This window comes from Enterococcus sp. AZ078 (assembly GCF_051714985.1).
Classification (GTDB): domain Bacteria; phylum Bacillota; class Bacilli; order Lactobacillales; family Enterococcaceae; genus Enterococcus_B; species Enterococcus_B hirae.
The window spans coordinates 282,721-295,156 of sequence record NZ_JBIOSW010000001.1 but is presented as its reverse complement, the minus strand read 5'-3'; the positions used below and the strand labels follow the sequence as shown (position 1 = coordinate 295,156).

Sequence of the window (12,436 nt, the reverse complement as noted above, 5' to 3'; positions counted from 1 at the left end):
ACACATAAGTTATCCCAAGTATAATTAAGGAAAGTTAGACAACAAAAGGAGGGACAAAAATGGTAGGAGCATCCCTGAAACGTTTATTAGAAAATGATCATTTACTGGTAGGAATCAGTGAACTAAGTGAAATTGTCGGTGTGTCTCCACGTCAGTTACGATATTGGGAACAAAAAGAATTCATTCGTTCCGTTTCTACTGGTGTGAATTGTCCTAGAAAATATCAATTACCTACTGTTATCAAGGTTGAGATTATCAAAAAATATTTAGATGAAGGCTATACGTTGAACAAATCAGCTGAAAAAGCCGAAGAACGTCTAAAAAAAATGAAGCATGTCCGCAAAGTTTTTTCCAAATCAATCAAAGAAATCGAATTGATTGATGAAAGATATACTGTTTTATTGATCGGTGATTTCAAAGAGACAACTGAAGACTCAAAACTTTATATCATCCACGATGAAGCAACAGATGAACTCACGTATAAAATTGTCCCCGTAAGCGAAAAAATTGATTTCGAACAATTATTGAAAAATCTTTAAGCAATGAAAAATAAAATGTAGTCAATTATCCCAATTTCTCTTGTGTTTTACCAAAACAGTTTAAGAAATTGACGATAATCGACTACATTTTTTGCTTCTTTTCTATCTTTTTCAATTCACTACTATCATTAAATGAAGTTATTCAATTAAGTTTATCTTCTATTCTCTATTCCATTTATTATTTCTGTCTTTTTTGCTCTTCTAATACGCCCGTCAACCAATTCGCATATTCTGTTTCTCGATTGATCGCATGGGATAAAATCAAATAGTGCCCATAATTTTCTTCTTGTTCTTTTCTTGTTGGAAATATCCTCTCTTGACGTGCCAATAGATGTGCTCGCTTTTCTTCATGGAGATCCCTTTGCTGCTCAATGATCTCTCTCAACATCGGATCATTCACATCTTTCACAAAATATAATTTCAACACAAACTCGTCTCGATTGACTGGTAATTCATTCGTTGGCGTCCGAATCCATTCGTTTAACAATGCCTTTCCTTCATCCGTTAATTGATAGACTTTCTTCTCCAATTTCATCCCTGTAATTTCAACTTCATGTTTGATGATCCCTCGTTCTTCCATTCTTGCTAATTCAGGATAAATTTGACTATGCTTCGCTTGCCAAAACTCACCGATTTCATTTTTGAACGATTGGTTTAATTCATAGCCTGTCATCTTTTTTTTACTCAACAATCCTAACAAAATATAGCGTAGCGTATTTTTTCTCGCCATGCTCTCTCCTCCTTGACAAATCCTTTTATTCATTCTATCATAATCACGTAATCAAAAACATGTACTTTATTACATGTTTTAATTTAAAAGGAGCTGTTGTTTCATGAAAGAATTTAAAGAACTAGAAGATTTTATCGGTACACACTTTATTTATACGTACGATAATGGTTGGGAATATGAATGGTATGCTAAAAATGACCATACTGTCGACTATCGAATTCACGGCGGAATGGTCAAAGGCCGTTGGGTCAAAGATCAAGAAGCAGATATCGTTAAGTTAACAGATGGCGTCTTCAAAATTACTTGGACTGAACCAACTGGTACTGACGTGGCCTTGGATTTCATGCCCAATGAAAAAAAATTACATGGAACGATTTTCTTTCCTAAATGGGTTGAAGAACATCCTGAGATCACAGTTACTTTCCAAAATGAACATATAGCTGAGATGGAAGCAGCACGTGAAAAATATGAAACTTATCCAAAATTGTTAGTACCAGAGTTCGCTAACATTACTTATATGGGCGATGCTGGTCTCAATAATGAAGATGTCATTAGTGAAGCTCCTTATGAAGGAATGCCTAGTGATATCCGAGAAGGTCGTTATTTTGATAAAAACTATAAACGGATAAAATAAGAATCATTCGTAGATTTGACTATTAGTCTTATACGAATAGGGAAAAACAACCATAGCATCTCATACTATGGCTGTTTTTTTAATTAACTATTGATCTAAATAAAGCGAGCAACAAAGGATGTATTTTGAAAATTTCCTGTAATAATGATAATTTTTTTCATATTTTTTCGAATTTCTTGCCACTCTTTTAGGTAAGCTTTATGATTAAATAAGTTACACTATCAAAAAAGGAGTATGACAATTGAAAAAATATGTTCCGTATTTGACAATTTTACTATTTGCATTCTTATTTGTTATGCCAAATATCCTAACACATGACCTTATCATTGGAGCAGATGCACCATTTCATTATAACCGTTTTTACGATGCCGCTGAACAATTCGCTAATTGGGATTTCCATTATTTCCCTTCCATGTATGGATTTCAGCAAAGCGGGCGTATCGTCAATGCGATCTATGGTCCGTTGTTTGCTTATTTTCAAGGCTTGATCGTTTTAGTTTCAGGCAGTTGGTTCCACTATCAAATCTTATCAAACTTTATTCTCTTTGTGATCTCTGGTTGGTCGATGTTGACACTATTGAATTATGTACAGGTGAAAAAATGGGTCAGCATACCAATCTCGGTATTATTTATGACGACTTATTCCATTCAATATTGGGCAATCAATCAGGGCTTTACCAGTTGGGGCACCTGTTTTTATCCCTTATGCATGATTCCATTAGTGGACTTTGTTGTTCATAAAAAATTTCCTGTCTTGAAAGTTACCTTTTCAATTGCACTGATGACTCAGATCCACTTACTGTCCACCGTTATGTTGGTACTGATGTATATCCCTTTTTATCTTTATTATTTCTTTACTCAGACAGAAAAAGGCAAAGCAATCGGGCAACTGATCAAATCTGTCCTCTTTTATTTTGTACTAACAGCAAATATTTGGGCAGGATTAGCTATCGTCTATGGTGGAAATAAGATTTTGCCACCTTTTGTCAACCGAGAGATGAGCCAAAAAGCAATCAATCTGGATGGCAGCTATTGGTTAGCGTATCCCAAGATTTTCCCAATTTTTTTATTGATCGGACTAATACTGTATCTTCTTTTCCGCCGTCACTACGACATTTTTACAAAGTTACTTTTACGCACAAGTCTTGGATTCTTCCTACTTTCAACCAGTTTGATCCCTTGGACAACACTAGTGGAAAAAGAGGTACCTTTCGTAAGCTTGATCCAGTTTCCTTTTCGTTTCTTTGTCCCATTTACCTTGCTCTTTCTACTCTTTTTAGCACTTGCGCTAAATCAATGGGAAAAGAAAAATTGGTATCGTGCGTTGAGTGTCCTATTTCTCTTTGTCGCTTCTGCACAAACGATCCAAAACCTCTATCAGCATCTGGATAAATGGCAAGACGAAACATTTGTCAGCCGTCACACGTATCTCTTTGATACACCAGCAGAGGCAAGAAAAACATTTTATGACCATGATATGTCGACTAGTTTATTCGTTTTTCAAAAGACAACACCCGATTATCTACCAATCTATCATGAAACTAAAGCAAATAAATATGATCGCTATAATGAAGAAATCTTGGAAGGAGAAACCACGTTCATTAAATCTCATCCTGGAGGACGTTTAACGATCAAATGGAAAAACACTGGGGAAGAAACTGTCCATTTACCAGTCATTGTCTATGACCGCACAGTGTTACTGCAACACGGCAAAAAATTGACAGATTATCAATTAACAGATATCGGTACTCCTATCGTCAAACAGCACAATGGAATCAATGAGATCACTCTCTATTATGATTTACCAATTTTCTTTTACTTTGTGATGGCATTCTTCCTGATTGGTTGGTTCGTTTTGATCGGACTCTTTGTCAAAAATCGTTACCAGGTTTGGAGAATAACTAAAAAATAAGGGACTGGCTTCTGTGGATCAAAAAGAGAAATTCTCAACACGGAAGCTGTCTCTTTTTTATACCTTTTTATAAAATAGCAAACAAATCGTCAAATATAGTAGTCCTAATAAACGAATCGTGTTAGTAGCTACTTTTTTTTCTAAACATAAGAAAAAATATTTATTTACTCTCTTCTTTTATAAACTATACTAGAATACAGAAAAGAAGGAGTGATACATATGCCTCAAACAACGAATCGACAATTGACTTTGAAAAAAAAAATCGGACATGCTTTTGTTCATCAATCTACGAATACTCCCCTTAATACTGAGTCTCACCTTAAAATGATACTTAAAGATCTACCTGAGGATTCGCTATCAATTAAAGAATCAACTAATGAACAGCTGTATGAGCTGCCAAATAGTAAGACTGAGCCGCTATATGTAACTGTAATTGGTGATCGATCACCTACGCCCATTTCAAATGTTCGGTCAACGAGTGAATCAACTTGTATTAATGACCAAGATTATTCTAAAAGAAATACCATTTTAGACATTTTAAAAAAAACTGCAAACTCTCCTGAAGAGGTAAAAGAGCTGACCAGCATCATAGAGCAGTTAATTAATGAACTGCCACATCGTGAGCCTAGCGGTGAAGATCTGCAACCTCATGAGCCTAAAATCAAAGATTCCCTCGTTGTACTTTTGAATCTTTTAGATAACTTGCCAATTCTAACCGATTCCGATAAAGATCGATTTATAGACCATTTTGATATTTTACATGAGGAAGTACTACATAGTACCAATTTACAAAAAAATACACCGGTAACTAAAGAGTCCAACTCCTTGAAAAAAGTTCGAGACCTCATTTCTGCCCCGCGGAAAAAAAGTCCAGCCGAGTTAAAAAAACAATGCAGAGGCCAAAGAAACAGAGAATTTTATTGCCTTCCTCCTTGGTGCTTCCCATCGCACTAACAGTCATTTCATTATCTAATCAAATTTCTGCACGTAGCTGAAGCTGTTGCAATCAAAAAGACCCATGGAAAGAAAGGATTTATCCATTTTTCTTTCCACGGGTCTTTTTGATCATTTTTATTGAATGGGGCTGACCGTTATCTCTACTCCATAATGGTCACTTACAATGATTTCTTGTTTTCCATCAAAAATACTACGATAAGAAGGAACTGAGAATTCCTGTGGTACATAGATATAATCGATTCGTAACTGCTCTGTATTCGTTTCCCATCCATCGATTTTCTGTTCAATGGTTGCCTGACCATGAACTTCTTGGGCAACAGTATAGGAATCGACAATCGCAAGAGGGCTTTTTTCAACCAAGCGATAGCCTGCCTCTCCTGCTGGATTGTTAAAATCCCCCATTAAAAACAGCGGATTTGAGAGATTAGCTAAGTGTTCCATCAAGCGATGCCATTCAAAAGCAAAGCCCTTCGTTTCATCTATCCACCAAGAAAAATGACAGCTTGCTAGAGTGATTGTTTGGTCATCGATCATCGTCTGACAGATCAAAATTTTCCGAGTGTGGTAATCCTCTTTTTGCTTTGTTTCAGAAACATAGATTGCTTCACTGGTTAGTGGTGTCTTAGAAAGCAGCGCATTCCCCTCTTCATAAATCCCATAACCGACATGACTCATTTCCCAACTCCAATAATAGTCTTTCCCTTGTTTGGCTAAGTAGCGCACCAAACAATAAGCAAAATTATCGACATGGACGGGCGATTGTTCTATAACTGGACAAAATTTGTTTAATTCTTCATTCACGATACTTTCGGAAGTGATTAATTGATTGACTTCTTGTAAAGCAATCACATCATAATCTGCTTGACAGATTTTATCTACGATCTGGCGCATCTTTTCTTCTGGTGATTCTTCTAACCAGCTATGTGTATTCAAAGTCATCATCTTCATCTTCAATTCTCCTTATTGATTAAAACTTACTTCATTTCTTTTATGATAGGACAGCCATGGATTATTAGTTGTGATTGTTTACCCGCTCGCACATATTCAAAAAAATAAGTCTGAGGACTCAAAAACGAAGTATAGCGTTTTCGTGTTTTCAGACTTATTTGAGAAACAGAAAAACTGACTATCGGAAACCAAATAAGGAATTAAATTTGGTACTGGTCATCTTACTCATTATTGTTGGGTGTCTTTTATAATGATCACAGTTTTATTTCGCCAATTACTGTTCCTAATTCCGTTGGTCCTAAATGTTTGAGAATCATTTCATTGACTTTCCCATCCGTAAATACCACCATAATCGTTATATCTTTTCCTTCATTTTTGATTTCGGTTAGATTCATTTGTGCCAGTTTTGCTCCTGCTTCAACGGTTTGACCTTCTGTTACCAGGATTTCAAAAGCTGGTTGATCCATTTGGACTGTGTCGATTCCCATATGGATTAGTACTTCTGCACCTTCTTCTGTTTCCATTCCAATAGCATGTTTGGTTGGAAAAATACTAACTACTTTCCCAGTAACAGGTGCCACAACTTCACCAGTCGTCGGAATAACAGCAAAGCCATCCCCCATCATTTTCTTTGAAAAAACAGGATCATTGACTGTTGCCAAGTCTATCACTTCACCAGCTGCTACAGTCTGCAACTCTTTTCGTATACCTAACGTTTGGTTATTAACTGTGTCTTTTTCAACGACCACTTCTTCTACTGGAGCAGGAATAGGCGCCCCCGATTGAAGCAAATCTTCGATATCTGATTTTAATACATCGGCTTTTGGACCATAGACAGCTTGTACACCATTATCTTTGACGATTAGCCCCATAGCGCCTGCACGTTTCCATTCTTCTTCTGAACCTACTTTCTCACGATCAGCTACACTCACACGTAAACGTGTCATACACGCATCTACATCTTTGATATTATCTTTCCCGCCTAATAAGTGAATGATTTTGATGATTTGTGGATCTGACGTGCCAGCTTGGACTGTCGTTTGTTCTCCATTCCCATTGCTATCGTTACTGTCACTATCATAATTACCATTACGCCCTGGTGTAGCAAAATTGAATTTTTTGATCATGAAGTTTGCCACAAAGTACGTAACAACTCCAAACAAAATGACGCAAATGACGAAGTTAAGCAAATCGCCACCAAGTCCAGCTTTCATCGCTAGAGGAGTTCTAGTTAACAATTCGATGTTTCCAAAGGAATGAACACGTAACGGTAATAAATCTGCCATTGCAAATGCTGCCCCTTGGATCACAGAATAAACAATATAAAGTGGAACTGCAGCAAACATAAACATAAATTCTAATGGTTCAGTAACCCCTGTTAGAAAAACAGCTAATGCAGCTGAGAAATACATGGAACGATAGCGTGCTTTTTTATCAAGATCAACATTTCGATACATGGCTAAAGCTAACCCCATCAAAATACCAGAAGAACCAATCATTTGTCCCACTTTAAAACGAGCTGGTGTCCAGTTGTTCAACACAAATTCATACTGTGACAAATCCCCCGCACCTTTTAAATTGACCAAATCAGTAGCCCAAGCTAACCATAAAGGATCTTGTCCAAAGACTTGCGTTCCTGCTTGTGCACCAGATAAGATTTCATACGTGCCCCCTAATTGCGTATAATTGATCGGAATCGTCAACATATGATGCAAACCAAAAGGTAACAATAATCTTTCTAAGGTACCATAAAGAAATGGCGCTAAAACCGGTGCACTTTCTTGTGACTGAGCGATCCAAAGACCAAAATTATTGATACCTGCTTGGACATTTGGCCAGACAACAGCCAATACTAAAGCTACAATCGTTGACCAAAGAATCACTACAAATGGAACAAATCGTTTTCCATTAAAGAAAGATAACGCATCAGGTAATTTACGATAATTGTAATATTTATTATAGGCCATTGCACCAACAAAACCAGCAATAATCCCTACAAACACGCCCATATTCAACGCAGGTGCCTCTAATACACTAGTAAAAAATCCTTTGACCATGATCTTCGTGCCAAATAATGTATGGGTAAAGGCATCTTCATTTGCTAGCATCTCACTCGTCACTCCGAAAATCGCTCCCGTGATCCGGTTGATCAAAACAAATGATATTCCTGCCGCAAAAGCACCACCTGCACGCTCTTTTGCCCAACTTCCACCTATTGCTAAAGCAAACAACAGATGTAAATTCCCGATGATCGCCCAACCAATATTTTCAATGACACCACCCGTTGTTACTAAAAAAGCTAAGTTAGGGTCAATCAACGGGATAGATTTCCCGATACTGATCATCAAACCCGCAGCTGGCATCACTGCCACAACAACCATTAAAGCTTTCCCAAATTTTTGCCAAAACTCAAAATTAAATAATTTCTTCATAACTCCTGCTCCCCTTTATGCAATCGGTTTCGTTGTTAGTTATTATAGCCTTTGTTTCTTTTTTTGTAAATGCTTTATTTTTGATTTTATTCACTTTCTACCCAAACAGTCGCTATCAGAAGAATCATTTTCTTTTCGCATTTAGTAGTAACTTATTATCAAAACAGTTAATGTTTTTCAGGAAAATCACCTTTTCATTCCTTTATTTTAAATCCCCGCTGAAAAATTCTGCTTTATTTATATTGACTTACGCAATCGGTTGCGTTTATTATAAACGTATCAATGAAATTACCTAGGAGGAGTACAATGAAACAAATCAAGCGCCTATTTCAAATTGATCCTTGGAAGATCAGCACCAACACATTAGATCGGGAAAATCTCCGTTTACAGGAATCTTTAACTAGTATTGGTAACGGATACATGGGCATGCGAGGGAATTTTGAAGAAGCCTATTCAGGTGATCATCATCAAGGAACTTATTTAGCTGGGGTTTGGTACCCCGATAAGACTCGTGTTGGTTGGTGGAAAAATGGCTATCCCGAATATTTTGGCAAAGTGATTAATGCAATCAATTTTATTGCCATGGATATCTATATCGATGAGCAATTATTAGACCTTGCTACAATCGAACCAGAAGACTTTTATTGGGAATTGAATATGAAAAACGGTGTGTTATCACGTAGTTACACAGTAACGACTGCAACTAACAAACTAAAGATCACCTTTGAACGTTTTTTAAGTATCGTCAAAAGCGAAGCTGCTTATATTCGTTTAACAGTTACGATGCTCGAAGGAAATGGCACGGTCAAAGTCATCTCTAAATTGGATAGTAACGTTCAAAATGAAGATAGTAACTATGATGAACATTTATGGAATGAAATCGGTCGAGGTACTTCTGATGAAACGGCCTACTTAATGACCAAAACGATTCCAAATAATTTTGCGATCGAACAATTTACCGTAACAGCTGCCATGAGACATTTCGTGAATGAAGAATTAGCGCAACCAATTTACCACGAAGATACATTAGCAGTCCTTGGGGAATTTTCTTTCGACTTAACAACGAATCAATCCGTGACACTTGATAAAGAAGTGCTTGTATTGACGAGCCGTGACATCCCCGAAGCACAGCAAGTCCAACAGATTCTCCAAGAATTTAGTGACTTACAAAGTCATTATCTGCAAGCAAAAGCAGAACAAACCACTGCTTGGAGCAAACGCTGGGCACTGGCTGATGTGGTGATCGAAGGTGACGAGGAAGCACAGCAAGGGATTCGTTTCAATCTTTTCCAACTATTTTCTACTTATTATGGCGAAGATGAACGTTTGAATATTGGACCCAAAGGCTTTACAGGAGAAAAATACGGTGGTGCTACTTATTGGGATACGGAAGCTTACGCTGTCCCCTTATATCTTGCTTTGGCAAAACCCGAAGTGACAAAAAATCTCCTTAAATATCGCCATAATCAATTGCCTCAAGCTATTCATAATGCCCAACAACAAGGTTTAAAAGGCGCCTTGTACCCAATGGTTACTTTTACAGGGGTCGAATGCCACAACGAATGGGAAATTACCTTTGAAGAGATCCATCGTAACGGTGCGATCGCTTATGCGATTTACAACTATACGAACTATACAGGTGACACCGATTATTTGAAAAAAGAAGGGTTAGAAGTATTAGTTGAGATTGCTCGTTTTTGGGCAGATCGGGTTCATTTTTCAAAACGTCATAACAAATATATGATCCATGGTGTGACTGGTCCGAATGAATATGAAAACAACATCAATAACAACTGGTATACCAATACGATAGCTTGCTGGGTATTAACGTATACCCGGGAAAACTATTTAAAATTCCAAACAGAAACTGCTGTAACGGTCACTGACGAAGAACTAACGAATTGGCAAACCATTGCAGAAAATATGTATTTTCCTAAAGATGAAGAATTAGGTATTTTTGTCCAACATGATACATTTTTAGATAAAGAATTATTGCCGGTATCAGAGCTATCTCCTAGCGAGCTTCCATTAAACCAACATTGGTCTTGGGACAAAATTTTGCGTTCTTGTTTCATTAAGCAGGCGGATGTGCTACAAGGAATCTATTTCTTCAACGACTCGTTTAGCAAAGAAGAAAAACAACGAAACTTTGATTTTTACGAACCAATGACCGTTCATGAGTCTTCCCTTTCACCAAGCATCCATGCCATTTTAGCTGCTGAATTAGGTATGGAGGATAAGGCAGTGGAAATGTATCAACGGACAGCCCGCCTTGATTTAGATAATTATAATAACGATACCGAAGACGGCTTACACATCACGTCGATGACTGGTAGTTGGCTCGCAATCGTCCAAGGATTCGCTCAAATGAAAACAGATCACGAACAGTTACGTTTTGCTCCTTTCTTACCAAACACGTGGACAGCCTACTCCTTCCATGTGAATTATCGTGGTCGTTTATTATTTGTTTCGGTGTCTAGTGAACAGGTGCAATTGACCTTAGTATCAGGCGAAAGTTGCCCATTAAAGGTGTACGAAAAAACGTATCTTTTAGAAGACCAGTTAAAGGTACCTTTGCGTAAGGAGGAATTAGATGTTTAAAGGAGTTTTGTTTGACTTAGATGGGGTGATTACAGATACTGCGGAGTTTCATTATCGCGCTTGGAAAAAATTAGGTCAGGAAATCGGTGTTCCCATTGATCGAACATTCAACGAACAATTGAAAGGGGTTAGTCGAGAAGATTCACTTCGCTTATTGCTTTCCTACGGACAAAAAGAAAGTGAGTTTTCCCCACAAGAATTTCAAGAATTAGCGCACAGAAAAAATGAGTACTATCTTGAAATGATTCAAGCGATCACGCCTACAGATGTTTTTCCAGGGATATTGCCATTACTTGAAGAATTGAGAGCAAACAAGATCAAGATTGCCCTTGCTTCAGCTAGTAAAAACGGACCTTTCCTCCTTGCTAAAATGGCATTAACGCCATTTTTCGATGCAATTGCCGATCCTGCAACGATCAAACTGGGTAAGCCGGCTCCCGATATTTTCTTATTGGCCGCAAAAGAAATTGGCTTATCCCCACAAGAATGCATCGGGATCGAAGATGCACAATCTGGGATCAAAGCAATCCGTGCTAGCGGGGCATTTCCAATTGGTGTTGGACGAATAGAAGATCTTGGAAAAGATATCCCAGTCGTACCTGATACGACTTGCCTTACACTAGACTATTTAAAAAATGAGTGGACACAGTATGTCTAAACCTTCCATCACTGTGATCCCCATTCCCAACACCAACTTGAAGCAAATCACATTGAAGAACGACGAACTCACAGTCGTTCTTCTCAACTACGGGGCAAGGCTTCATCAAATTCTGGCTCCAGATAAAAATGGTCACTTAGAAAATGTCTTATTATCTTATGATTCCTTAGAAGACGTTTTAAAAGATCAAAGCTATTTTGGGGCAACGATTGGACCAGTCGCTGGCAGAATTAAAAATGGCTCTTGGGCTGATCATCAGCTAGAAAAAAACGAAGGAAATCACCATATCCATGGTGGTTCAAACGGTTGGGCATTTCAGTATTGGGAGGTGGAAGTTTTTGAGACTCCTACAGCGATCGGTGTTGTTTTTTATTTGCAGGATACTTTTTCCGGTTATCCCGGTCCGATCACCGCAACCGTTACGTATCAGATAACCCAAAATAAATTAGAAATGATCACCAAGACAAGCAGCTCGACTGAAACCATCTGCAACCCAACGAATCATGCGTATTTCAATCTTTCTGGCAATGGCAAACGAGATATCTACGATCATGAACTAACGATCCAAACAGATGGAATATTAGCCTTAGATCACGAAAAAATACCAACTGGTGAAGTGATCGCTCTCAGCGACTTACCGCTTAATTTTAAACACTCACATTCGCTAATGGAAATTTTAACGAATGATCCATACGGACTAGATGATGCTTTTGTTTTAAGTACGCCTAAACGAACGAAGAAAATACTTACCTTGACCGAAAAGCAAGCTGGTCGCCAGTTGTCTATAGCAACGACGAGCAAAAGTATGGTATTATTTTCTACGACTGGATTTGAAGCAGATTTTTTAATCAATGGCCAAAAAATGCACTCAAATTATGGGTTGGCAATTGAACCACAAGAACTTCCTGATGCCGTTCATTTCCCTGAATTTGGGTCAATCGCATTATATCCGGGACAAGAAAAAATTTGCTCTACCACTTATCAATTTCATCGATTAAATGAAAAGCAAGTCTAGAAAAGAGGTG

General features: G+C 37.7%; 10 protein-coding genes. 7 read left to right on the top strand and 3 right to left on the bottom strand.

Annotation, left to right across the window (positions count from 1 at the left end; genetic code table 11):
• Window positions 1-59 precede the first annotated feature (59 nt).
• Window positions 60-539, top strand: coding sequence for a MerR family transcriptional regulator (locus IGJ18_RS01370; RefSeq protein WP_096709682.1), 480 nt, complete (start codon window positions 60-62; stop codon window positions 537-539).
• 178 nt (window positions 540-717) lie between these two features.
• Here the strand turns inward: IGJ18_RS01370 and IGJ18_RS01365 are convergent, their stop codons facing one another.
• Window positions 718-1,269 (bottom strand): PadR family transcriptional regulator, encoded by a 552-nt coding sequence (locus tag IGJ18_RS01365; RefSeq protein ID WP_088775258.1) that lies wholly within the window; start codon window positions 1,267-1,269, stop codon window positions 718-720.
• A gap of 103 nt (window positions 1,270-1,372) precedes the next feature.
• Between IGJ18_RS01365 and IGJ18_RS01360 the strand changes: the two genes are divergently transcribed.
• From IGJ18_RS01360 to IGJ18_RS01350, 3 genes are all read left to right on the top strand, one after another.
• Window positions 1,373-1,903 carry a phenolic acid decarboxylase gene (locus tag IGJ18_RS01360; protein ID WP_034699269.1) on the top strand — a complete coding sequence of 177 codons (531 nt, stop codon included), beginning with the start codon at window positions 1,373-1,375 and terminating at the stop codon, window positions 1,901-1,903.
• A gap of 295 nt (window positions 1,904-2,198) precedes the next feature.
• Complete coding sequence (locus tag IGJ18_RS01355; RefSeq protein WP_370566777.1) at window positions 2,199-3,815, top strand: hypothetical protein; 1,617 nt, start codon at window positions 2,199-2,201, stop codon at window positions 3,813-3,815.
• Between the two features lie 219 nt (window positions 3,816-4,034).
• Window positions 4,035-4,769 (top strand): hypothetical protein, encoded by a 735-nt coding sequence (locus tag IGJ18_RS01350; protein ID WP_438842762.1) that lies wholly within the window; start codon window positions 4,035-4,037, stop codon window positions 4,767-4,769.
• Window positions 4,770-4,886: 117 nt separating this feature from the next.
• Here IGJ18_RS01350 and IGJ18_RS01345 read toward each other — a convergent pair whose 3' ends face one another.
• Both IGJ18_RS01345 and IGJ18_RS01340 read right to left on the bottom strand, forming a co-directional pair.
• A complete protein-coding gene (locus tag IGJ18_RS01345; RefSeq protein WP_081128220.1) occupies window positions 4,887-5,720 on the bottom strand; it encodes an endonuclease/exonuclease/phosphatase family protein in 834 nt (277 codons plus the stop codon).
• Window positions 5,721-5,974: 254 nt separating this feature from the next.
• Window positions 5,975-8,152: a PTS transporter subunit IIBC gene (locus tag IGJ18_RS01340; protein ID WP_438842761.1), complete on the bottom strand. Its 2,178-nt coding sequence runs from the start codon at window positions 8,150-8,152 to the stop codon at window positions 5,975-5,977.
• Window positions 8,153-8,458: 306 nt separating this feature from the next.
• Between IGJ18_RS01340 and IGJ18_RS01335 the strand changes: the two genes are divergently transcribed.
• Genes IGJ18_RS01335 through IGJ18_RS01325 form a run of 3 tightly spaced genes read left to right on the top strand, consistent with a single transcriptional unit; the run spans window position 8,459 to window position 12,426 of the window.
• Window positions 8,459-10,753: a glycoside hydrolase family 65 protein gene (locus IGJ18_RS01335; protein WP_438842760.1), complete on the top strand. Its 2,295-nt coding sequence runs from the start codon at window positions 8,459-8,461 to the stop codon at window positions 10,751-10,753.
• The gene (pgmB, locus tag IGJ18_RS01330; protein ID WP_010736920.1) at window positions 10,746-11,411 is read left to right on the top strand and encodes a beta-phosphoglucomutase; all 666 of its coding nucleotides are present in this window, start codon (window positions 10,746-10,748) and stop codon (window positions 11,409-11,411) included. Before IGJ18_RS01335 ends, pgmB begins: the two co-directional genes overlap by 8 nt.
• The gene (locus IGJ18_RS01325) at window positions 11,404-12,426 is read left to right on the top strand and encodes an aldose epimerase family protein (RefSeq protein ID WP_240273842.1); all 1,023 of its coding nucleotides are present in this window, start codon (window positions 11,404-11,406) and stop codon (window positions 12,424-12,426) included. Before pgmB ends, IGJ18_RS01325 begins: the two co-directional genes overlap by 8 nt.
• The last annotated feature ends 10 nt before the right edge of the window (window positions 12,427-12,436 follow it).